Annotated in this window: 18 protein-coding genes; 7 read left to right on the top strand and 11 right to left on the bottom strand. The window is 60.1% G+C overall.

Annotation, left to right across the window (positions count from 1 at the left end; genetic code table 11):
* Nucleotides 1-15 precede the first annotated feature (15 nt).
* From ACIGHL_RS07970 to ACIGHL_RS07945, 6 genes are all read right to left on the bottom strand, one after another.
* Nucleotides 16-252, bottom strand: a complete 237-nt coding sequence (locus ACIGHL_RS07970; RefSeq protein WP_128121385.1) for a Rossmann-fold NAD(P)-binding domain-containing protein — start codon at nucleotides 250-252, stop codon at nucleotides 16-18.
* Nucleotides 253-262: 10 nt separating this feature from the next.
* Complete coding sequence (locus tag ACIGHL_RS07965; protein WP_128121386.1) at nucleotides 263-691, bottom strand: nuclear transport factor 2 family protein; 429 nt, start codon at nucleotides 689-691, stop codon at nucleotides 263-265.
* Nucleotides 688-2,115 (bottom strand): deoxyribodipyrimidine photo-lyase, encoded by a 1,428-nt coding sequence (phrB, locus tag ACIGHL_RS07960; protein WP_128121387.1) that lies wholly within the window; start codon nucleotides 2,113-2,115, stop codon nucleotides 688-690. The genes ACIGHL_RS07965 and phrB overlap by 4 nt, the downstream gene beginning before the upstream one ends.
* Nucleotides 2,112-3,053 (bottom strand): MerR family transcriptional regulator, encoded by a 942-nt coding sequence (locus ACIGHL_RS07955; protein ID WP_128121388.1) that lies wholly within the window; start codon nucleotides 3,051-3,053, stop codon nucleotides 2,112-2,114. Before ACIGHL_RS07955 ends, phrB begins: the two co-directional genes overlap by 4 nt.
* 2 nt (nucleotides 3,054-3,055) lie before the next feature.
* Nucleotides 3,056-4,018: a YbgA family protein gene (locus ACIGHL_RS07950; RefSeq protein WP_128121389.1), complete on the bottom strand. Its 963-nt coding sequence runs from the start codon at nucleotides 4,016-4,018 to the stop codon at nucleotides 3,056-3,058.
* Between the two features lie 140 nt (nucleotides 4,019-4,158).
* Nucleotides 4,159-4,374: a TIGR02450 family Trp-rich protein gene (locus ACIGHL_RS07945; RefSeq protein WP_128121390.1), complete on the bottom strand. Its 216-nt coding sequence runs from the start codon at nucleotides 4,372-4,374 to the stop codon at nucleotides 4,159-4,161.
* 181 nt (nucleotides 4,375-4,555) lie between these two features.
* Here ACIGHL_RS07945 and ACIGHL_RS07940 point away from each other — a divergent pair, with 181 nt between their 5' ends.
* Together ACIGHL_RS07940 and ACIGHL_RS07935 are read left to right on the top strand one after the other, a co-directional pair.
* Nucleotides 4,556-5,455: a TIGR01777 family oxidoreductase gene (locus ACIGHL_RS07940; RefSeq protein WP_216706828.1), complete on the top strand. Its 900-nt coding sequence runs from the start codon at nucleotides 4,556-4,558 to the stop codon at nucleotides 5,453-5,455.
* A gap of 72 nt (nucleotides 5,456-5,527) precedes the next feature.
* A complete protein-coding gene (locus ACIGHL_RS07935; protein ID WP_128121391.1) occupies nucleotides 5,528-6,553 on the top strand; it encodes a ferrochelatase in 1,026 nt (341 codons plus the stop codon).
* Between the two features lie 36 nt (nucleotides 6,554-6,589).
* Here the strand turns inward: ACIGHL_RS07935 and ACIGHL_RS07930 are convergent, their stop codons facing one another.
* The 5 genes from ACIGHL_RS07930 to ACIGHL_RS07910 form a co-directional block, all read right to left on the bottom strand.
* Complete coding sequence (locus tag ACIGHL_RS07930) at nucleotides 6,590-9,226, bottom strand: EAL domain-containing protein (RefSeq protein ID WP_128121392.1); 2,637 nt, start codon at nucleotides 9,224-9,226, stop codon at nucleotides 6,590-6,592.
* Nucleotides 9,227-9,441: 215 nt separating this feature from the next.
* Nucleotides 9,442-9,888, bottom strand: coding sequence for a PAS domain-containing protein (locus ACIGHL_RS07925; RefSeq protein WP_128121393.1), 447 nt, complete (start codon nucleotides 9,886-9,888; stop codon nucleotides 9,442-9,444).
* Nucleotides 9,889-10,230: 342 nt separating this feature from the next.
* The gene (gene folX / locus ACIGHL_RS07920) at nucleotides 10,231-10,602 is read right to left on the bottom strand and encodes a dihydroneopterin triphosphate 2'-epimerase (RefSeq protein ID WP_046161352.1); all 372 of its coding nucleotides are present in this window, start codon (nucleotides 10,600-10,602) and stop codon (nucleotides 10,231-10,233) included.
* Complete coding sequence (folE, locus tag ACIGHL_RS07915; protein WP_045427123.1) at nucleotides 10,602-11,159, bottom strand: GTP cyclohydrolase I FolE; 558 nt, start codon at nucleotides 11,157-11,159, stop codon at nucleotides 10,602-10,604. Before folE ends, folX begins: the two co-directional genes overlap by 1 nt.
* Nucleotides 11,160-11,444: 285 nt before the next feature.
* Entirely contained in the window at nucleotides 11,445-11,843 is a 399-nt protein-coding gene (locus ACIGHL_RS07910; protein ID WP_128121394.1) for a thiol-disulfide oxidoreductase DCC family protein, read from the bottom strand.
* Between the two features lie 94 nt (nucleotides 11,844-11,937).
* On the opposite strand from ACIGHL_RS07910, the gene ACIGHL_RS07905 reads away from it, so the two are divergent.
* The 5 genes from ACIGHL_RS07905 (at nucleotide 11,938) to nahK (ending at nucleotide 20,944) form a co-directional block, all read left to right on the top strand.
* Complete coding sequence (locus ACIGHL_RS07905; protein WP_128121395.1) at nucleotides 11,938-12,894, top strand: MerR family transcriptional regulator; 957 nt, start codon at nucleotides 11,938-11,940, stop codon at nucleotides 12,892-12,894.
* 108 nt (nucleotides 12,895-13,002) lie between these two features.
* Entirely contained in the window at nucleotides 13,003-15,528 is a 2,526-nt protein-coding gene (gene pqqF, locus ACIGHL_RS07900; RefSeq protein WP_128121396.1) for a pyrroloquinoline quinone biosynthesis protein PqqF, read from the top strand.
* Between the two features lie 280 nt (nucleotides 15,529-15,808).
* Nucleotides 15,809-16,996, top strand: a complete 1,188-nt coding sequence (locus ACIGHL_RS07895; RefSeq protein ID WP_128121397.1) for a porin — start codon at nucleotides 15,809-15,811, stop codon at nucleotides 16,994-16,996.
* 242 nt (nucleotides 16,997-17,238) lie between these two features.
* Complete coding sequence (gene nosP / locus ACIGHL_RS07890) at nucleotides 17,239-18,378, top strand: nitric oxide-sensing protein NosP (RefSeq protein ID WP_413818130.1); 1,140 nt, start codon at nucleotides 17,239-17,241, stop codon at nucleotides 18,376-18,378.
* On the top strand, nucleotides 18,296-20,944 hold the full coding sequence (gene nahK / locus ACIGHL_RS07885) for a hybrid sensor histidine kinase/response regulator NahK/ErcS' (protein ID WP_241509249.1): 2,649 nt from the start codon (nucleotides 18,296-18,298) through the stop codon (nucleotides 20,942-20,944). Before nosP ends, nahK begins: the two co-directional genes overlap by 83 nt.
* The last annotated feature ends 252 nt before the right edge of the window (nucleotides 20,945-21,196 follow it).

The raw sequence follows: 21,196 nt of genomic DNA, 5'->3' as shown, positions 1-21,196 counted from the left end.
GACTATTTTCCTTGATCAACGGCGCGCCATGCGCTGGCCCAGTGCGTACTGCAGGCGTGCCGGTAGTAGAGAGGTGAAACGCAGGGCAGCGAAAGACGCCGCCAGAAAGACGAGGCCATGTGGTTGCCGATCAAGCGTGCCGGCGATATGGCGTGCTGCCCGTTCTGCTGGCCAGCGCTTGGGCATCGAGAAGCCCTGCTGACCGGCCAATGCCTGACCAGGCCCGCGGCTCGCGCTGTCAGCCAAAGGCATTGCGATGGACTCATGCGATTCTTCGGTGCAACCAGCGAATCATCGATCCGACAACGGGAACGTGTTGATAAAGCAGGGCGCCTGCGTCGAAGTAATCGCGATGACGCACCACTTTGCCAGCCGTGTTCCAGCGCAACATCGTGCAGCCTTCCAAGCTGATGAGTTGACCTTGATTGAGGCGGGGATGGCGAAAGCTCATGATCCAGCGGAGATAACCTTCACCTTCCCGCACCTCGTCGAAGGCAAAAAACTCGAAGTCGAGTGACGTGAGGCCGGCGTACAGCTCTGCAAAATAATCGTGCAGCTGGGTTAGCCCGCAGATTTCATGCAACGGGTCTGTGAAATGGATGTTGTCGGCATAGAGCTCGGCAAGGCGGTCGAGATTGTGTGCATCGAGCTGCGCGAAGTTGGCCGAAAACTGCTGCAGAAAGCCGCTCACAGCGCCTCTCCCAATTGCCTGAATGCTGAAAGCGCACGCTCTCGGCTCATCGGCAGATCGATGATAGGAGACGGGTACTCGACGCCTGCGAACAGCCCGTTCAGCTTCGCTGGGTTGTGGATTCCGCGTTTGTCCAATTCGGCCAGCTCGGGCAGCCAACGCCGCAGGAACCGGCCGTCCGGGTCGAACTTGGCCGACTGACTGAGCGGGTTGAACAAGCGGAAATAGGGCACCGAATCGGTCCCCGTCGAGGCGCTCCATTGCCATCCGCCATTATTGGCGGCAAGGTCGCCATCGATCAGGTGCTGCATAAACCAACGCTCACCTTCGCGCCAGTCGATCAACAGATTTTTGCTCAGAAACATGGCGACGATCATGCGCAGGCGATTGTGCATCCACCCCGTGGCCAGCAATTGGCGCATGGCGGCATCGATGATCGGAAATCCGGTGCGGCCCTGCTGCCAGGCGGCCAGCTCATCCGGTGCGTGACGCCAGGGCAGGGTATCGGTTTCTCGCCGGAACCCCCGGCCCATCGAGACGTGTGGATAGCCGACCAGTACATGTTTGTAGAACTCGCGCCAGAGCAGTTCATTGATCCAGGTGACCGCACCCGGATTGCCGCTGTCGTGTTCGCCCCGATTTGCTCTCAAGGCGGCATGCAAGCATTGCCGAGGGGAAATGACGCCTGCAGCCAGATAGGCGGAAATCTGGCTGGTACCAGGCTCGGCAGGGAAGTCGCGACGTTGTTGATAGTCCGCTAGATCGTCCTCGGCGAACTTAGCAAGGCGAAGTTGCGCAAAGTCTTCACCAGCCGGCCACAGCGAACGCAGATAGTCGCTGGGTTGGGCGAAACCATTGACTGCCTGCGGCACCGAGTCGCTGACAATCAGCAGCGATGCCTGGCGATCCGGGACGGGGAGGCACGCCGGAAGTGACTGTGTCAGCCGGGCATAACACACCTTTCGGAACTGGCTGAAGACTTTGAAGTAACCACCCGACAGCGTCGTGATGGTCCCTGGTGCAAACAACAGCTGATCAAGGTGGCGACGCATGCTGGTGGGCGTTTTTCGCAGCGCTTCGGCGACCGCCTCGTCACGGCGCTGCTCGTTCACACCGTATTCGTCGTTGACGTGCAGGGTACTGATCTCATGGGTGCGGCAAATATCAGCAATCAACGCCGGCACTGCCTGCCAGTCTTCAACGGTGCGGATCAGCAGCGGGACGTTCAGTTCCGAGAGGCGTATCGACAGTTCGGCCAGATTGCGTAGCCAGAAATCGACCTTGCACGGCGCATCGTCATGGGCGAGCCATTGCCCAGGTGTAATCAGATAGAGCGCCACGGTCGGACCGGTGCTCATCGCGGCAGCCAAGGCGGTATTGTCACTGACGCGCAAATCGGTGCGTAGCCAGAGAACCTGGTTCATTCCCGATACCCTTTGGGATTTTCAAGCAGCGGCCCATCCTGCAGGACTTCGAGGGCGGCTAGGGGGTCGATGGCGAGGGTCAGACCCGGCACGTCGCGCAGTTCGGCAAGGTGAATGCTGGCTGCAGGCCCTGCCAACAGCAGCGGCATACCGTGCGGGTCGGCCAGGCGCGGCAGTTGACGCTTGAGGTAGCCACTATCCAGCGACTGGCTGGCATAGAGCAGCAGGCCACGCGGTTTGATCCGTTCCAGGGCCAGCGGCAGTTCCGCCAGTGGCACCGACCACTCGATTACCTCGGCAGGGCAACCTGCGCTGGAGACCAGCCAGGCGCTGAGCCACAAGCCCGGCTCGAAGCGCTGCTCGCATAGGGTCATCAACAACAGCGGAGCGCCGTTGTACTGGCGGTTGCTGTGATAGATGCGGGTGCCGAGCTTGGTTCGCAGCCATGAACAGAACAATCCACGCTCGAGCTCCGCGCCGAACGAGCTGGTCCAGCGTTGTTCGAGGCTCAGCAGCAGGGGCATTAGCAGGTGCTTGCACAGGGTAAGTGGTGGATATAGAGACAGCGCACGGTTGAAGCTGTCATCGAGCTGTCGCTCGGAAAGGTCGGTGACAGCCTGATACATCTGGTCGTGCATTCCGGCCCACTGGTTGTGCTCGGTGGGATTGATGCTCTGGCGTGCATCCAGCAACGGCTTGACTTGACCGACTGCAACGCCGCGGTCGAGCCACTTGAGAATGCTCTGGATGCGCTTGACGTGACTGTCGTCATAGAGCCGATGGCCCTTGGGCGTGCGACGCGGCACGATCAGCCCGTAACGACGCTCCCAAGCCCGCAGGGTGACTGGATTGACTCCAGTGAGGCGCGCTACCTCCCTGATCGGAAACCAGCCGTCTTCACGGCTGGGATCGATCTCATCATCAATAGTCAGGGTCATGTTTAGATGCCGTTGCGTAGGCTGAGGTCTTCTGGATGCGGCTGCATATACACCTGGCTGGCCACGTAACGGTCCGGATGACGGCGGAAGTGGTGCTTGAGCAGCGTCATCGGTACGACGAGGGGCACGATGCCCTCGCGGTATTGGCTGATGAGACGTTGCAGCTCCTGCTTGTCGTCGCCGCAAAGATCGTTCTTCAGATACCCGCTCAAGTGCTGCAAGACGTTGCTGTGCGTGCCGCGCGAAGCTGTGGTTTTGAGCGCTGCCATCAGGCGGCTGAAATAGATCGGTGCGAACTCATCCAGCGGCTTTATGCCAACCGTCGCGACCATCTGACCGAGGGCTTTGTATTGCAAGGGGTTGGTCGCCATCAGCTGGTACTTGTGTCGCGAATGGAATTCGACCAACGCCTTGCGGGTCAGCCCGGCTTCGAGCAAACGCTGCCATTCGGCGTAGGCAAAGATTCGGGTAAGGAAATTTTCCCGCAGCACAGGGTCGTTTAGCCGGCCATCTTCCTCAATGGGCAGGTCCGGCCGCGCTTCCATTAGTGCATGAGCGAAAAGGCCGGAGCCGCCACCATCGATGGGATGCCCATTGGCCTGGTAGACCTTGACCCGCTCCATTCCGCAGGAGGGGGATTTCTGCATCAGGATATAGCCGCTGATATCACGCAGTTCGCGGGCGATCTGCTTGCCGTAGGCGGTCAGGGCTTCGCTGACATCCAGCTCCGGGTGCACGGTGCCGACTGCGCGAGGGCTGTCGGGATCGCCGACCAGGCGGATTGGCTCACGTGGCGTACCGAGACCTATGGCGACCTCCGGGCAGACCGCCACGAACTCGAAATGTTTGGCCAGCGTTTCGCTGCATAGCCGCGATTCCTTATGGCCGCCATTGAACCGCACCGGGCTGCCGAGCAGGCAGGCACTGATACCGACTTTGATTGCGGGACGAGAGGCATTGGGCATGGGGATGACCTCACTGTATTCCTGTACAGATAAGAGGTTCTGTACAATATGTGGAGATCATAAGCGCTTACTTGTACAAGTCAATACCCCGTGTACAAGAAATGTTGATGCGGCTATCGCCTAGCGAGCGCGACGGTTCGTTACCGCCAGCCAAACAGCCATTGCTGATCGTCGTGCAGCGCGTGCCAATCTATCCATTGGCTGCGTCGAGTGAGGACGGCCTGCAGCTCCACCTGCAGCAAAACGTCATTTTCATCCCGTAGGAGTTCCGTGACGAGAAAGTGCTTTTCCTTGTTCTGTGGTCGAGTAGCTGTCCATTTGGAAAGCAGCAGCTTGTCTGGATTGAATCGATTCATAGCGACTGGACGCCGGAGAGAGACTGGATGTGCATTGGCCACCTGTTTGCCAAGTTGTACATAGACTACGCTTGCGTTACTAAGTTATACAGCAATCGATGACTGTATAGGTGTAACATCGGAACGTAGCAGCTCGCGCAGTCATTAGGCGCGGGCCCACAGCTGACTTGCGGAGGCCGCAATGAACATATTGCTCACCGGCGGGACCGGCCTGATCGGTCGCGCACTATGCAAACACTGGTTGTCTCAGGGCCATCAGCTCTGGGTCTGGAGTCGGTCACCCGAGCAGGTGGCGGACCGCTGCGGCGAGTTGGTAACGGGCATCGCCGATCTGGTCGAGCTCGATCAGGTCCAGCTTGACGCGGTTATCAATCTTGCAGGTGCGCCGATTGCTGATCGTCCCTGGACCAAATCCCGCCGTCTGTTGCTTTGGAACAGCCGTATCAAGCTAACCGAGCAGTTGGTTGAATGGCTTGCAACGAGGCAACAAAAGCCTGCCCTGCTGATTTCCGGCTCGGCCGTCGGCTGGTATGGCGACGGTGGTGAACGGGAACTGAGCGAGGATGACAGTCCGGTTACCAACGATTTCGCTAGCCAGCTCTGTGCCGCCTGGGAGGAAAGTGCCATGCGAGCTGAGCCGTTGGGCATCCGCGTAGTACTGATTCGGACCGGCCTGGTGTTGGCAGCTCATGGCGGATTCCTACAACGGCTCAGACCCTTGTTCGCGCTCGGGCTGGGAGGCAGGCAGGGTAGTGGTCGTCAGTGGATGCCGTGGATCCACATCAACGATCAGATCGGTTTGATAGATTTTCTGTTGCACCAGCCAGGTGCTGCTGGGCCCTACAATGCCTGCGCACCTCAGCCGGTGCGTAATGCCGACTTTGCCAAGGCGTTCGCAGCGAGTTTGGGGCGACCAGCAGTTCTGCCGGTACCGGCGCTGGCCTTGAAGGTCGGTCTGGGTGAGCTGTCGGGTTTGATTCTAGGCGGTCAGAAAGCCCAGCCGTTGCGATTGCAGGCCGCGGGGTTCCAGTTTCGCTTCGTGACGTTGGATGCGGCATTGGCGGACCTGCGCAAGGCGTAGTCGCTATGTGAAAATAGCACCGCGGCCAACGGGTTGCGGCGCGCTCCATTAAATCAGTAGTTGGAAATGTGCATGTCAGAGCAGGCGTTGTTGTTGGTCAATCTGGGTTCACCGGCGTCCACTGAAGTGGCGGATGTACGCCGCTATCTCAATCAGTTTCTGATGGATCCCTATGTCATCGACCTGCCTTGGCCTGTTCGCCGGCTGCTGGTCTCGCTGATCCTGATCAAACGGCCAGAACAGTCCGCACATGCCTACGCGTCCATCTGGTGGCCGGAAGGATCACCACTGGTGGTGCTCAGTCAACGCCTTACCGACGCCGTCCGCCCGTACTGGAAAGAGGGGCCGGTGGAACTGGCGATGCGCTATGGCGAGCTGTCCATCGAGCGCTCGCTGCTGAAATTGGCTGGGCAGGGCATCCGGCAGGTCACCTTGGCGCCGTTGTATCCACAGTTCGCTGACAGCACCACGACGACCGTCATCGAAGAGGCGCGGCGGGTGATTCGTGATCGAAACCTGGACATTCAGCTGTCGATCCTGCAGCCGTTTTTTGACCAGCCGGAGTACCTCGATGCGCTGGTTGCGAGTGCCCAACCGCACCTGGAACAACCCTTCGACCACCTGCTGCTGAGCTTTCACGGCTTGCCTGAACGGCATCTGCGCAAGACGGATCCAACCGGCGCGCATTGTCTGAAAACTGTTGATTGCTGCCAGCGTGCCGAAGGTGCCGTCCTCGCCAGTTGCTACCGCGCGCAGTGCATCCAGAGCGCCGCTGCGTTCGCCGAGCGCGCCGGCTTGCAGCCCGAACAGTGGTCGGTATCGTTTCAGTCGCGACTGGGGCGTGCCAAGTGGATTGAGCCCTATACCGAGGCGCACCTGGAAGAGCTGGCTGCCAAGGGAGTGAAGAAGTTGTTGGTGATGTGCCCGGCGTTCGTGGCCGACTGCATCGAAACGCTGGAGGAAATCGGTGATCGAGGCCGCGAACAGTTTGTGGCGGCCGGAGGCATGGATCTGCAGCTGATCCCTTGCCTGAACACTCATGAGCAGTGGGTGCAGGCTTTAATTACTCTGTGCCGGCGGGCGCCACTGGCGTTGTAAGCGGCCCGTCTCGGCGTGTGGGTGCGGACGCTACCCTCACGTCACGGGTTCTAGCTCGAGCGCTTCGAATGCTTCCAGCGGAACGGGGCGGCTGAACAGGTACCCCTGAAACATGTCGCAGCCATTGGCGATCAGCAATGTCCGCTGTTCCTCCGTCTCGACCCCCTCGGCAATCACCTCCAGCTTGAGCCCGGACGCGAGCGCACAGGTGGCTCGGATGATGGTCTGGCTGCTGGCATCTTCGACCAGCTGACGGACGAACGACTGGTCGATCTTCAGTTGATCGAGTGGTAGTCGCTGCAGGTAGGCCATTGATGAGTAACCTGTGCCGAAGTCGTCAATCGAAAACCGAATGCCGTGCTGCTTCAGGGTCCTCATCCGAACCACCGCTTCTTCCATGTCATCGAGTAACAGGGACTCGGTGATTTCGAGCTTCAGCAGTCGCGGATTGGCACCGGTGCGCTTCAGCAAGGCTAGCACCCGGTCGACGAAGTCGGCTTGATAGAGCAGGCTCGCACTGAGGTTGACCGCGAGCGTCAGTGCCGCCCGGGATGGCTGTTTGGCCCACGTGGCGAGCTGCTCGCAGGCCTGGGTGAGGACTACGAAATCCAGTGCTTCGATCAGCCCGGCACGTTCGGCTGGGCCGATGAAGTGGAACGGGGTGAGCAAGCCGCGTTGCGGATGTTGCCAGCGCACCAGCACTTCAGCACCGACGAGTCCACGATGGCGTTCGATCTGGGGCTGGAAATGAATCACGAACTCGCCGGCCGTCAAGCCACGCCGGATTTCGTCTTCCAGGCGCAGGCGCTCCTGCACGGCCTGCTGCATGCGCGGGTCGAAGAAGCGCAGGGCGTTTCTGCCGGCTTGTTTGGCTTCGTACATCGACATGTCGGCGCGCTTCATCAGCTCTTCCGCGTCACCGTCGTTGCTGTTGAGCAGTACCACGCCAATACTGGCGCTGCTATGCACCAGTAGCGAGCCCAGTCGGTAAGGCTGACCAAGGGCCGAAAGGATCCTTTCGCCAATCTGCTCGGCCTGGGCTGCTGCATATTCTGCGTTGGCATCCAGGTCCTCGAGCATGACCACGAACTCATCACCTCCGAGGCGGGCAACGGTGTTGACGCCGCGGACTTCACCGCTCAGTCGTTCGGCCACAATGCAGAGCAACTGGTCGCCGGCCTGATGGCCATGAAGATCATTGATGTTCTTGAAGTTATCAAGATCGATGAACATCAACGCGCCGTATTGCTGGCTGCGTACAGTGGCGGCCAGGGCCTGCTTGAGGCGATCGAGCAGCAGCCGGCGATTGGGCAGGCCGCTCAGGGGGTCATAGAACGCAAGGTTATGGATGCGCTCTTCGGCTTGCTTGCGCTCGGTGATATCGGTAAAGGCGGCCACGTAGTTGGAGACGGCCCCCTGGGCGTCGAGCACGGTGCTGATCGATAGCCATTCAGGGTACACCTCGCCGGTCTTACGACGGTTCCAGATTTCACCCTGCCAGGCGCCGGTTTGCTGAATGCTGCGCCACATGGCCAGATAGAAATCGGGCGAGTGGCGACCCGAGGCGAGTAGGCGCGTGTCCTGTCCGATGGCCTCGTCTGCACTGTAGCCGCTGATCTCAGTGAATGCCTGGTTGACCCGCAAGATGCGGTTTTTGGCATCGGTGATGATCATGCCCTGCTGTGACTCGAACGCGATCGAGGCGATGCGACGCTCCTGTTCGGCGCTGGCACGCTCGCTGATATCCCGGCTCAGGCACACCACCGCTGGCTTGTACGGTTGCGCCAATTGCAAGCGCTGGGCCCGCACTTCAAATACCTTCAGGCCGTTCACGGTCTGGGTGGAATATTCAAGCAGGCCAGGCGCGCCGCGGGAGAGCGTTTCACGAATCAGTTCGCGGAAGCGTTCTGCATGGCGGGGCGGGAGTACGTCCTCCACTGTCTTTCCGATCAGGCTTTGGTCGCCTTCCTGAAGCGGCGCGGACCCGTTGGAGATCACTTCCAGGTAACGGCCATCCTCATCGAGCACCAACAGCACGTCGGGAATCGCCTGGGTGATGGCCCTCAAACGCGCCTCACTGAGATGCATTGCACGTTCGATCTGGTCGCGTTTGAGCAGATCGGCCAGCAGCAGACCCAATAGCATTACCGCCACTGGCAGCACCAGCAGCATAGGCGCCGCGACCTGCTCAAGGGTAGGAGCCACCAGCTGTGCGGGTAACAGCAGCAGCGAGGCTACAACACCGCCATGTAACAGCAGGCCAAAAAGTAATAACTGGCAGGCACCAATCCCGATCTGGCCCCGGCGGTGGAAATGGCGATAGACAAGGCCCAAGACGATCGGCAGCAGTACGTTGATCAACCCGACCCAGACGCCCGGGCCGCCGACCCAAAGCCGATACGCGCCGGCAATCAGCCCCGCGATACCCGCAGCGATCGGGCCTCCGAACAAGGCTGCCATGCTCAGCACGACAGTGCGTGCATCGAAGATGACCCCGTCCTGCACGGAAATAGGCATCAGCATGCCGACGATGCACGCACCGCCGAACCAGATTCCAGCAGTGCACTGCGCCCATAGCTGATGGCTCTGCCCCCAATGACGCGCTGTAACGGAAAGCAGCCAGCAAAGCGCAAGGAGCACCGTTGCGTTTTCAACGAAAGCATAGGAAGTCAAGGAAGCGGATCCGGATTCAGCCGCCGTCCAAGTTGGCGGGAATGTAGTGGCAGATGGCAATTATTCGTGTTTTCCCGGCAGTCTGCATCAAAAATGCACTTGCCGGTCACAAACAAGTAGCCGCGACCTTAGGGTGTGGCTTATACAAAGCCTTATCGGCACCCCTGAAGCAGGCTGAAGCGTCGTCGGGTGATAACTGACCTGCGGTAAGTTGGTTAGCCCTGCAGGGCCGCAAGTTGCTCTCGGAGCTGCTGGACTTCGGCTTCAAGCTCGCGGACCCGCTGCTTGGCTTCGACTTCAGGGGTGACGTCTTTCTGGATGCCGATGTAATAGGTGAGCTGGTCACCTTCGTTGAATACGGGCGTGATGGACAGTTCATTCCAGAACGCACTGCCGTCCTTGCGGTAGTTACGGATGATCTGGCGGCACGGCGTGTTGTTGCGAACCGCTTCGCGTATCGCCGCAAGACCTGGTTGGTCGCGGTCACCCGCCTGCAGGAAGCGGCAATCCTGGTAAAGGATGTCGTCGACCTCGTAGCCCGTCAGGCGCTGAAATGCGGGATTGGCGTAGATCAGGATATTGTCGTCACCTTCCTGCTCGGCTACCACGATACCGTCGTTGGAGGCTTCGATTACCAGTTGCAGCAGCTTGGCATTGATCATCAGGGTGTCTCTTGTGCGTTTCACGGCATTCTAGAACAACTACCTGAAGGCTGGCACAAGGCTTTTTGTAGTGAGGCGGTTCTGCCCTCTGGCAGCAACCATTGGCTGCCGAAACAGCTTGCCGCGAAAGAGGTGTTCGCGAAACGCGCGGAACTGCTCGTTACGACGTGGCCGCCGTCGGCAGAAGCGGGGCGGTCAATCTTATGTCGGGCCCTCGGCGCGGGCCCAGGCAGCATGCCGGCGCCGAGCCAGAACGGTAGCAAGCATGTTGATAACGAAAAGGCATCGGCGCGTATCTAATAGAGGGTCAGCCGCAGGTTTTCATTCAGCTATCAAGCGGGCTCAGCGGCTGCCGGCAAGTGTGATCGAAACCGATTCGGCAAACCGCAGTGCGTGCGGCTTGTCGACCTCGACCTCAGCGTACTCGACGCTGGGCCGGCTCATGACCAAGTCCAGGATCTCCTGAGTCATGCGTTCCAGCAGGCTGAACCGATTGCTTTCGACGTGGGCAATAACCGCTTTGGTCAGGGTCCGATAGTTCAGTGCAGTGTCTATGTCGTTGTCGCGTACCGCATCGACTGCCTTGTAGAGCACTGTCAGGTTGATCAGCACGTCCTGTTTGTTGAGGATTTCATCTTCGTTGATGCCGATGTAGGTGCGCAGACGCAAATCCTTGACCCGGATACGCGCCAAACCGGGTTCCAGCCGAGGCATCAGCGATTTCCTCCGATCAGCTGAAGGAACTCCATCCGGGTGGTACAGGATTCGCGGAACGCACCCAGCATCACCGAGGTGTTCATCAGCGAGTTCTGCTTCTCAACACCACGCATCATCATGCACATGTGCTTGGCTTCGATGACCACCGCAACGCCAGCTGCACGCGTCACTTCCTGAATCGCCTCGGCGATCTGGCGAGTGAGGTTTTCCTGAATTTGCAGGCGGCGTGCATACATGTCGACGATGCGTGCAATCTTGGACAATCCGAGCACCTTGCCGGTCGGGATGTAAGCCACGTGTGCTTTGCCGATAAAGGGCAGCATATGGTGTTCACAGAGTGAATACAGCTCGATGTCTCGGACGATGATCATCTCGTCGCTGTCCGAGGCGAACAGGGCACCGTTGACCACTTCCTCCAGGCTCTTGCCATATCCATTACACAAGTACTGCATGGCCTTGGCGGCGCGTTTCGGGGTGTCGAGCAAGCCTTCGCGCTGCGGGTCTTCACCAACCCCTAAAAGTATTTGGTGAAAATGGCCGGGTAGTTCGTTCATGAGTGATCCTCTGGGAAGCCGTCCATAGGCAAACCATGCGTGTTATTCGTGGCAAAGGCGCCAGCTGAGCGCGGATCTGAGCCGCGTCACTGGTTGATGCAAAGCTATACCAAATATTCAAGCTGTACAAGAATTAGCGAAAATCTGGCGCGCTGGAACTATCGCCAGGTTTCTTGAAGACCTTTGTTCACGGGACGGCTGGCGATTCCGAGCAAAAGTAGGACGAACGGTGCGGGCCTAAGCGAGCTTGCAGGCTGTAGAAGTTTCGTTGTGCATCGGCAGTAGTCAACGAGGACCGCAACGGTCCGTGCAGCGGCTGCTGCCGTCGGGATGGGGGAGCCAGCCGAGATGAGGCCGCGCCAGGCTGAACAGCCAATAGGCAAGCAGGAGCAATGGCCGTAACGGCCGCCAGCCCAGCGGCGCGGCCCATTTCCCGAGGCCTGCCGCGCGCCAGCTCCAGTAGGTTGCGTCGAGGCCAGTCAGCCAGTGGCCGTCGGCACTGCGCGCATGTAGCTTACTGCGCAGCTGATCGAGGGATCGGTCCTCGCTGACAAAACCAGGCGTGCTGATATCCACCAGCTGCAGGCACTCCTGCGTGGCATGACGCCGCAGCCAGATGATCTCGCGGGCGCAGAGCGGGCAGGCAGCGTCGACATAGAGCGTAAGCGGCAGTTTCGGAGACATTGCACAATCCTGTACTTGTATAACCTCTGTACAGCCTATGCCTGCAGACCCTGAGTTACAATGCGCCCATTCCCTTGCATGAGCTGTCCGCGTCATGACTGAATTTGCCCGTGCTTCTTCGCTGCTTTCGTCTTCATCGCTCAAGCAGGAAGAGTTGTTCCCGATCCGAGAGGTATCACGCCTGACCGGTGTCAATCCGGTCACCCTGCGTGCCTGGGAGCGCCGCTATGGCTTGATCCAACCGACCCGCACCGAGAGCGGCCATCGTCTGTATTCGATGGCCGATGTCGAAGCGGTGCGCAGTATCGTGGCATGGACGGAGCGCGGCGTGGCGGTAAGCAAGGTGGGCAGCATTCTGTCGCGCAGTGCCGCAACCCGAGCGGCGGTGCCGCCCGAGCAGCAGGAAGCCGTCGCTGGAGAATGGGGCGAATGGCAGGCTCAGGTGCAGCGGGCAATAAGCAGTTTCGACGAGAGCCGCCTCGATCAGGTCTATGGACAGATCTTCTCGACCTATCCATTACCGGTCGTTTTTCAGGATGTGCTGTTGCCGTTGTGGCAGCAGTTACTGGTGCGCCAGGATGAGTTCGGGCAGACCAGCGAGTGGCTCTTTTTTGACAATTTCTTGCGTGCCCGCGTGCTGCAGCGGCTGCAACTTGCGCGAGCCCAGGCGGAAGATCGCGTGCTGCTGGCGGCTGTCCCAGGACAATGTCGCGAGCTGGAGTTGTTGATTGCCGGCCTGCTGCTTTCCAGTGACGAGGTTGCCGTCAACGTGCTGGCTATCGGGCAACCGCTGGATGAGCTGACCCTGATCTGTGAAAAGGTTCGTCCGCGCGCATTGGTGCTGTATTCCAATGTTCCGCCCAACGCAGCCTTGCTCAAGCAGTTTGCGAAGCTTGCGCTCAGCCTCGACTGCCCTCTGGCCATGGCGGGTGAGGCCGCCGAATTTTCCCAGGAAGGGCTGCGCGGATCGCCCATTGCTTGCCTGGGAAATACCGGCAAGCTGATGCAGCGCCGTTTGCTGCAGTTCCTCGATGGGCATCTGGACACCTGAAGACGGCCGGACTTGCCGAGCTGACTCCAGGGTTTGATGCTTAAGCATCATTGTGCCAAGCGAACCTCGGCGCGATCCTCCAGACTCACAGCCGGAACACGTCGCCCAATGCACTCGTCAGCCGATCCTGTTCAGCAACCGTCGCAAACTATTCTTCCCAATGGGCTGCGCGTGCGCCTGATTCCGTTGCTCGGCAGCTCGCAGGCCGCAGCACTGGTGCGAGTCCACGCCGGTTCGCATGACGCACCGAGTGCCTATCCTGGGCTGGCGCATTTTCTTGAGCATCTGCTGTTTCTCGGCAGCCGGAATTACACTGCGGCCGAAGGTCTGATGCCCTTCGTTCAAGGATGTGGAGGGCAGCTGAACGCATCGACCCGTGAACGACATACCGACTTCTTCTTTCAGTTACCAGCCGACCAGCTCGAAGAGGGCTTGCGTCGTCTCGTAGATATGCTCGCCAATCCGCTGCTGGACCCTGGTGCGCAGCTGCGTGAACGCGAGGTGCTGCAGGCCGAATACCAAGCGCGTGCGCAGGACGCCGAAACGCTATGCGATGCGGCGCTGGGACACGCGCTCGACCCCACCCACCCGTTCGCGGGCTTTCATGCTGGCAACCGCGACACGCTCCCGGTAGAGGACGTAGCCTTTCAGGAGGCGCTGCTTGGCTATCATCGGCGGTTTTACCACGCCGGCCAGATCGAGCTGCTATTGGCCGGGCCTCAGCACGAAGAGGTCTTGCAGTGTCTCGCCGAGCAAATGGACGCTGGGCTCGCCAGTCATCCCTTGGTGCGGCGCGAAGTTCCGCCTATGCGCTGTAAGGCTAACGGCTGGTTTCGCTTGCAGCTCAGCAATGCTCAGCCACGCCATCTGCTGGCGTTCGCGCTTGACGGATTGCCGGAGCACGCCGTACCGGCGCTGGATTACCTGTCCACCTGGCTCGCGTCTGAAGCGCCAGGAGGGCTTACCCAACGCCTGCGTGATGCCGAATTGTGTCAATCGGTGAAGCTGCGCATTCCTTATTGGTATGCGGGGCAGGGCGTTGTGGTCGTGGAGTTATTACCGACGGAACTCGGAATGGCGGCACCGGCCGAGCTGGTCGAAGCCGTGCTCGACTGGTTGCGTTTCTTTTCCGACGATGCACGTTGGCAGCCATGTCATGAGGAATATCAGCGCATCCGCCATCGAAGCCTGCAGAACGCCGAACCGCTGACACGGCTACGGTACTGGGTGGATCCGCTGGCCTGGAGCCTCAACAGCGAAGAAGCTGCGATTAAACAGGCGCTTTCATTGCTCACAGCGCAGATGCTCGGCTGCGCGCCGCTGGTCCTTATCACCGACAAGACCAGCTGCCCGGCCATTGAAACCAGCGGTTTTCCGCTGTGCCTGCAGTCCGAACCGCCGCAGCAGACAGTGCCCACCGACTGGGGCTGGCAACAGCCAGCTGTGAATCCCTGGTTGAAACCCGAATTACTGCGCTATGAAGCGGCTGATACCTCGCCTGCACTGCGTTGGCAGGGTCCGGAAGACATGAGCGGACAGGGCGCTTTGTTTTTACGCTGGCAGTTCATGCGAGGCGAGTCTTTCCCCGCCTTGTCGCACACCCTGATGCATGCGCTGCAGTCAGTTGCGTGGGCTGCCCAACAAGCTGGTGTAGCGCTGCGTTTCGAGGATCTCGGGGATGCCTGGTGCCTCAGGCTGGAAGGCTTTGCCGAGGCCATACCGGCAATTCTGAGCGACATCATGGCCGTGCTTAGCGCGCCGCCAGCCGCGGCGTTTACCGAAGGCCAAGCACTGGCTGACCGCGACGCGGCACTCAGCAGCGATGTAATGCTGGTCCGTCAGCTGCTCAACCGCCTGCCTCGCCTGCTAACGGATCCGACTGCGGTCCCAGGCCTGACCGCAGCCTCATCCTCGCTGGCTCGGCTGTGGCAAACGGCACAGTGGCAAGGCCTGGCCATCGGCTTCGCGTCGTCCATGAGCGGACCGTTGACCGATGCGGTCCACACGCTGCCAGGAACGCCCATGCTAGTCCCGGTCGCTCGCAGCATGCCAGTAACGGTGAAACGCTGGCATGACGTCAGTGGCGCCGCCGCGATGCCCGAAACAGCATTTCTGCTGTTCTGCCCGTTGCCGGACCGTACCGCCAAATGCGAGGCGTCCTGGCGTGTGTTGGGGCGGCTGATCGAAGCCGACTTCTTCCGACGGTTACGGAGCGAGTTGCAACTCGGGTACGCCGTGTTCAGTCGCTTCTGTCAGTTCGGCGAGGAGGCCGGAATGCTGTTCGCCGTGCAGTCACCGACCGCCTCGGCCAACGAGATTCTCGATCACGTCGAGCAATTCCTGAGCGACAGCACAGTGAAACTGGCCGAACAAGATGACGATGTGATCGAGCGAGCCGCACGCCAAGCCAGCGACCGTCATGTAGCCAGCGCATCGGACTTCCGCGCCCAGGCCGAACAGGCATGGCAGAGCCTGCAGGCTGGGCATGAAATTGATCGACCCATCGAGGTCGCCGCCGCGATGCGCACCCTTCAGCGACAGGATCTGACGGTAGCCCTGGAAGCACTGCGCTTGGCCCGCGCGGGCTGGGTGGCTGTCGCCAATGCGTCGGCGCCTGATGCAGGCTGGACCTGACGCCCAATCCCACCGCAACTTCACTCGGCAGTTTCGCTTTCTGACCAGCCTCCGGCGGCTTCGGAGCTGTTGTCTTGCGTCTGATGATCGACCTAAGCGTAACGGTGTACGACCTAAGCGCTAGTCCGAACGGAACGGCAGGGAGGGCCTTTCCGCTCGCATCAGTGGTCGTGGCGAAAGTAGTAGCCAGTCGCCGCTATTGGAGCGTATGGCCCATCGGTTGTGCTTTCGATAATCCGCATCGACACGACTGCCTGTCGTCACATCAGCGGAGAGCGCCATGCACAACAAGAAGAAAGCGGTTACCACCTTACTGCCGTTGGCCTTAGCCAGCGCGATTGGCATGACCCTTAGCCAGTCGGCCGTTGCCGAAATCATGCTTTATGACAAGGATGACACCACCTTTACCGTCGACGGCTACTTCAACACCTTCTACGTCAGCAGCGATGTCGATCGTGCCGGGGAGCAGTTCGACCGGGACCAGTCCCGCGTGAAGATGGGTTTCCTGCCTAACTACATCGGTTTCAACTTCGGCAAGCAGCTCGACGAACTCAAGGTCGGCGGTCGCTCCTCCTTCTGGGTCACGATCAACGACAGCGACACCAACGGCACCGAGACCGGTATCGACGTGCGCCAGTTCTACGGCACGGCGTCGAACGATCAGTGGGGCGAGGTGCTCTTCGGTAAGGATTTCGGCTTGTTCGGCCGTTCCAACATATTCCTTGACGAGATGCTGACCGGATACGGCCAGGTTAGCGACACCCTGGGCTTGGTTGATTTCGGCGGCGTGTCCTTCGGCAACATCGGCACGGGTTACCCTTATCCGTTCCCGACCTCCCAGGTCACCTATCGCTCGCCGGTAATGAGCGGCCTCCGTGTGGCGGTAGGCATCATGGACCCGGTCGATACTACGAACGACGCCAGCAGCGCCCTGGACGAGGCCTATCAGGATAGCCCGCGCTTCGAAACCGAGATTACCTACCAGTTCGAGGTTGCCGGTGCTCAGATCTATTCCTGGGTCAACGGCATGCAGCAGACCTCTAAGAACACCGACAGCACCGTGGACGAGGTTGATTCCCAAGGCGTCGGCTACGGCGTACAGGCCAAGATGGGCGGGTTCTCTGTCACTGCGTCAGGCTTCCAGGCCGAGGGTATCAATCCGTTCTATACCAACAACGCAGGCGAAGCGCAGCTGCGTGACGTCGACAGCGACGGCTACCTGCTGCAAGGCTCCTACACGTTCGGCAAGAACCGCATCGCGCTGTCATCCGGCAAGACCAAGGATGACGGCAATGGCCTGGGAACGGCGGCCGATTACGAAACCCGTGGCATCGCCTATTTCCGCACCATCAATGACAACCTGAAGCTGGTCGCTGAAGTGAACCAGTTCGAGTTGACCGGACGGGACACGAGCGCCATTGACGAGGACACGCGTACCTACGCCATTGGCGCCGCGCTAAGTTTCTAACCCAGCCTGCGACAACCAGACGGATGCCTTTTTGGGGCATCCGTTTTTTTCGTTCGATGCCTCACCTGCTGTCTCGGCAACCAACCCGTGCTGTTTCGTCGCTTTGCTACCTTGGCAGGCCGCAGGCGGTACTGAAGTAGCATGTTCGTGCCCTATGCCCTGACCAAGAATGGGGTCATACGATAACGGTGTATGGGGTGGGGTGCGTGATCGAGCAAGAATCCTTAGCGGTACGCACAGCAATGTCCGAAGCCCGGGACGCCGAAACGGTGGCTCAGGATCTGGCACGTCAGCTGATCCATCCGCATCTTGGCTTCGTCCTGTTTTTTTGCTCTGCCGAGTACGATTTGCCAGCACTGGGCAGTGCGTTGCACCAGTACTTCGGTGGCGTACGCATGGTGGGCTGTACATCGGCTGGAGAGATCACCTCGCAAGGCTACGGCCGCAGCTGCGTAACGGCGGTCGGCTTCGATCACCGCAACTTTTCCATCGCCTGCGAGCTGATCGACGAGATGGACCGCTTCAGCCTCACCGATGCGCAGCAACTGGTCGAACGGCTGGGCAGCGATTGCCGCAGCAACTCGCTGGCGCCGATCAAGGATCACAGTTTTGCCCTGACCCTGCTTGATGGGCTGTCCAGTCGCGAGGAGATCGTGCTGTCGGCGCTCAGTGCCGCCTTTGGCAGCATTCCGCATTTCGGCGGCTCGGCCGGTGATGACAATCATCTGACCGACACTCACGTCTATTACGACGGCAAGTTTCACAGCGGGGCGGCGGCGGTCGTGCTGATCAACACCTGGCTGGATTTCGAGGTGTTCACCACACATCACATGCTGCCGCGTACCGAGAAGCTGGTGGTGACGCGCGTGGACAGTCACGCGCGTCGCGTCTACGAATTGAACGCAGAACCCGCTGCCGAGGAATATGCACGGCTGATCGGCGTCGAGGTCAGCGATCTCGATCACCAACTGTTCGCTGCGCATCCGCTGGCAGTGCGCATCAACGAGCACTACTACGTCCGCTCAATCCAGAAGGTCAACGATGACCTCAGCCTGACGTTTTACTGCGCCGTGGAGAACGGCATCGTGATGACCGCGATGCGCCCTGGCCCGCTGATGCCCAACCTCGAGGCCGTATTTGAACGTCTCGAACAGCGTCTCGGCGCGCCCTTGCTGACCATCGGCTGCGACTGCTTTCTGCGGCGACTGGAGATCGACGGTAACGGCTCCAGCGACGACATCTCGGCCTTCCTACGACGCCAGCAGGTGATTGGCTTTAACACCTATGGAGAGCAGTTCAATGGCATGCATATCAACCAGACCTTCACCGGCGTCGCCATCGGACGGCCAGGTGGACGCGCTGGAGAAAAAGGTGCTCGTTGAGCGACTCGATCGGCAGGCCGAACTTGAGCGCGAAAACCACAAGCTGCGGCGGATCAATGCGGCGCTGATCGAGCGCATCGAGTCCAGCAGTACCGGACGCGATGCGTCATACGCCGCCTTCCAGCATTCAGTCGAACTGGCTGAACAAGTGCGCGAACGCACCGATGCGTTGAATCAGGCGATGGCCGAACTGAAGGCGAGCAACCGTTTGCTCAGCGACGCCCGCCTGCGGGCGGAAACCGCCCATCAGCACTTGGTCGACGCGATCGAGAGTATTTCCGATGCCTTCGTGCTGTTCGACAAGGACCAGCGCATCGTTCTATTCAATAAGCGCTTCAAGTCGCTCTGGAGCCGAACGCACGCGCGCATCAACAGCGGTACGCGGCTGTCGGAGCTCAAACGATTGGCCGAAAGCAGCGGGCTGATCGCCGAAGAACATCGCGGTAAGGCTAATGAGCCCACCGTCTACCGGCTGCAGAACGGCCGCTGGGTGCAGGTCAGCGAGCGTCCCACGCGCGAAGGTGGCCTGGTGATGCTCTACACCGATATCACCGAGGTGAAGATCAGCGAGACGATGCGTCGCGAGCAGGCCCTGGCGCAGAAGTCCCGTTTGTTGCAGCGTGCCGTAGATAACCTCTCGCAGGGCGTGGCGATGGTCAGCGCCGATGGGGGGCTGGAGCTGTGGAACGGCCGCTTCCTGGAACTCTGCGGCCTGGCGCCCATCGAGGCGCACCGACCATTTGATGAGGTGATGGCAGACAGCGAGCTGAAGCTGCTGACACCTAACACTCGGGACGCCGATGGTCAGCCTCTGACTGAGCTCGAACAGCACCTGTTCGATGGGCGCACGCTTGAGGTCCGCACCCATCCGCTTCCCACCGGCGGCTTCGTCAACACCTTCACTGACATCACTGAGCGTTACCGCCACGCCGAGGCGCTGCGCGAGAGCGAGCGCTGGATCCGCCTGATTACCGACCATGTGCCGGCGCTGATCGCCTATGTCTCGGCTGACTTGACTTACGAATTCACCAACAAGGTCTACGAGGAATGGTATCGCTGGCCCAGCGAAGGCATGCTCGGCCAGTCCCTGCGGGACATCCACAGCGGTGAGCACTGGCAGCAGCTCGAACCCTATATCGACCGCGCCTTGTGCGGCGAAAGCGTCAGCTTCGAGATGGCCGAACACAATCGTTCCGGCCTGCAGCGCTACATGCTGCGCTCTTATGTGCCGAACCGGCAGGCCAGCGGCGAGGTTGTCGGCATCTTCGTGCTGATTCAAGACATCACGGATCGCCGGCGCACCGCGGAGGCGCTGCACCAAGCCTACCAGAACCTCGAACAGCGAGTTCGGGAGCGCACGGCTGAGCTCACCAGCCTGAACGACCAGCTGCTGTGCGAAATCGACGAACGCGCCCATGCCGAGGCGCGGCTGCGTGAAGCCAAGCGGGAGGCAGAGCTGGCCAACCTGTCGAAAACCAAGTTTCTTGCCGCAGTGAGTCACGACCTGCTGCAGCCGTTGAACGCCGCTCGGCTGTTCACCAGCGCATTGCTGGAGCAACCCACCGCACCCAGTGGCGGGCTGATCCGTAACATCAGCAATTCCCTGGAGGACGTTGAAAACCTGCTTGGCACGCTGGTCGATATATCAAAGCTAGATGCCGGCGTGATCAAGCCGGATATAGCCCCGTTTGCCGTCAGCCAGTTGCTGGAAAACCTGGCGGCGGAGTTTCACCAGATCGCAGGTAGCGAGCAGCTGCAGCTGGACTTCATACCCTGTTCAGCGCTGGTGCGCAGTGATATCCAGTTGTTGGCGCGGATCCTGCGCAACCTGCTGACCAATGCCATTCGCTACACCCCGCATGGCCGCGTGATGCTGGGTTGCCGCAGGCGCAAGCAGAGTCTGTCGATCGAGGTGTGGGACACCGGCATCGGCATTCCTGAGGACAAGCTCGAAGAGATCTTTCACGAATTCAAACGCGGCGAGGGCGTGCGTCCTCAGCAGGATCGCGGGCTTGGTCTGGGTCTGGCGATTGTGGAGAAGATCGCGCGCATGCTCGGTCATCGGATTCAGGTGAAGTCGGTTCCGGGGAAGGGGTCCAAATTCGCTATCGAAGTGCCGCTGGCCAAGCGGGCACCGAAGGCCAGCGTGGAGCCGTCTGTTACGGATCTGCTACTCGAACGGCTCAAAGGCGCGCGGGTCTGGGTGCTGGATAACGACACCGCGATCTGTGCCGGCATGCGCACACTATTGGAGGGCTGGGGCTGTCATGTTGTCACCGCGCTGTCAGAGCAGGATTTGGCCGGGCAGGTCGATAACTTTCATGCCGATGCCGATCTAATCATCGCCGACTACCACCTCGACAACGGCTGCAACGGCGTCGATGTGGTCGAGACGGTCAACGCGCGGCGTGCCAGTCCACTACCGGCGCTGATGATTACCGCCAACTACAGCAACGAACTCAAACAGCAGGTGCGGGAGTTGGGCCACATGCTGATGCACAAGCCGGTGCGGCCGATGAAGCTGAAGACTGCCATGTGCCACATGATGGAACACGGCCATTCTTAGAACAGCGCCAGGATCGATCGACAAGTGCTCGGCGTCGCTGACGCCGTTAGCCAATCGCTAGGCGCGAGCCCCGTGATCGCCAGCAAGCTGGCTCCTACATAGGGTGGTGGAGGCCGTATCGTATTACGGGAGGTCCTGCGTTTACGACTTGGTGAACGTCACGCACAAAGCAGACGGTAGGCGCAGTCTCGTAGGAGCGAGCTTGCTCGCGATCCGCTGCTACGCGGGATCCCCTTGATCGCCAGCAAGCTA

Source organism: Pseudomonas sp. NPDC077451, assembly GCF_044543345.1.
GTDB lineage: Bacteria > Pseudomonadota > Gammaproteobacteria > Pseudomonadales > Pseudomonadaceae > Stutzerimonas.
The sequence above is the reverse complement of the archived record's forward strand: the minus strand, read 5'-3'. Positions and strand labels throughout refer to the sequence as shown.

Coding starts and splice junctions, on each gene's coding strand:
- ACIGHL_RS07905 (WP_128121395.1), top strand. CDS start 11,938: ATGACTGAATTTGCCCGTGCTTCTTCGCTGCTTTCGTCTTCATCGCTC.
- ACIGHL_RS07950 (WP_128121389.1), bottom strand. CDS start 4,018: ATGCCCAATGCCTCTCGTCCCGCAATCAAAGTCGGTATCAGTGCCTGC.
- ACIGHL_RS07955 (WP_128121388.1), bottom strand. CDS start 3,053: ATGACCCTGACTATTGATGATGAGATCGATCCCAGCCGTGAAGACGGC.
- ACIGHL_RS07970 (WP_128121385.1), bottom strand. CDS start 252: ATGCCTTTGGCTGACAGCGCGAGCCGCGGGCCTGGTCAGGCATTGGCC.
- ACIGHL_RS07940 (WP_216706828.1), top strand. CDS start 4,556: ATGAACATATTGCTCACCGGCGGGACCGGCCTGATCGGTCGCGCACTA.
- ACIGHL_RS07895 (WP_128121397.1), top strand. CDS start 15,809: ATGCACAACAAGAAGAAAGCGGTTACCACCTTACTGCCGTTGGCCTTA.
- ACIGHL_RS07935 (WP_128121391.1), top strand. CDS start 5,528: ATGTCAGAGCAGGCGTTGTTGTTGGTCAATCTGGGTTCACCGGCGTCC.
- ACIGHL_RS07910 (WP_128121394.1), bottom strand. CDS start 11,843: ATGTCTCCGAAACTGCCGCTTACGCTCTATGTCGACGCTGCCTGCCCG.
- nahK (WP_241509249.1), top strand. CDS start 18,296: ATGGCATGCATATCAACCAGACCTTCACCGGCGTCGCCATCGGACGGC.
- folX (WP_046161352.1), bottom strand. CDS start 10,602: ATGCCTCGGCTGGAACCCGGTTTGGCGCGTATCCGGGTCAAGGATTTG.
- pqqF (WP_128121396.1), top strand. CDS start 13,003: ATGCACTCGTCAGCCGATCCTGTTCAGCAACCGTCGCAAACTATTCTT.
- ACIGHL_RS07925 (WP_128121393.1), bottom strand. CDS start 9,888: ATGATCAATGCCAAGCTGCTGCAACTGGTAATCGAAGCCTCCAACGAC.
- nosP (WP_413818130.1), top strand. CDS start 17,239: ATGTCCGAAGCCCGGGACGCCGAAACGGTGGCTCAGGATCTGGCACGT.
- phrB (WP_128121387.1), bottom strand. CDS start 2,115: ATGAACCAGGTTCTCTGGCTACGCACCGATTTGCGCGTCAGTGACAAT.
- folE (WP_045427123.1), bottom strand. CDS start 11,159: ATGAACGAACTACCCGGCCATTTTCACCAAATACTTTTAGGGGTTGGT.
- ACIGHL_RS07945 (WP_128121390.1), bottom strand. CDS start 4,374: ATGAATCGATTCAATCCAGACAAGCTGCTGCTTTCCAAATGGACAGCT.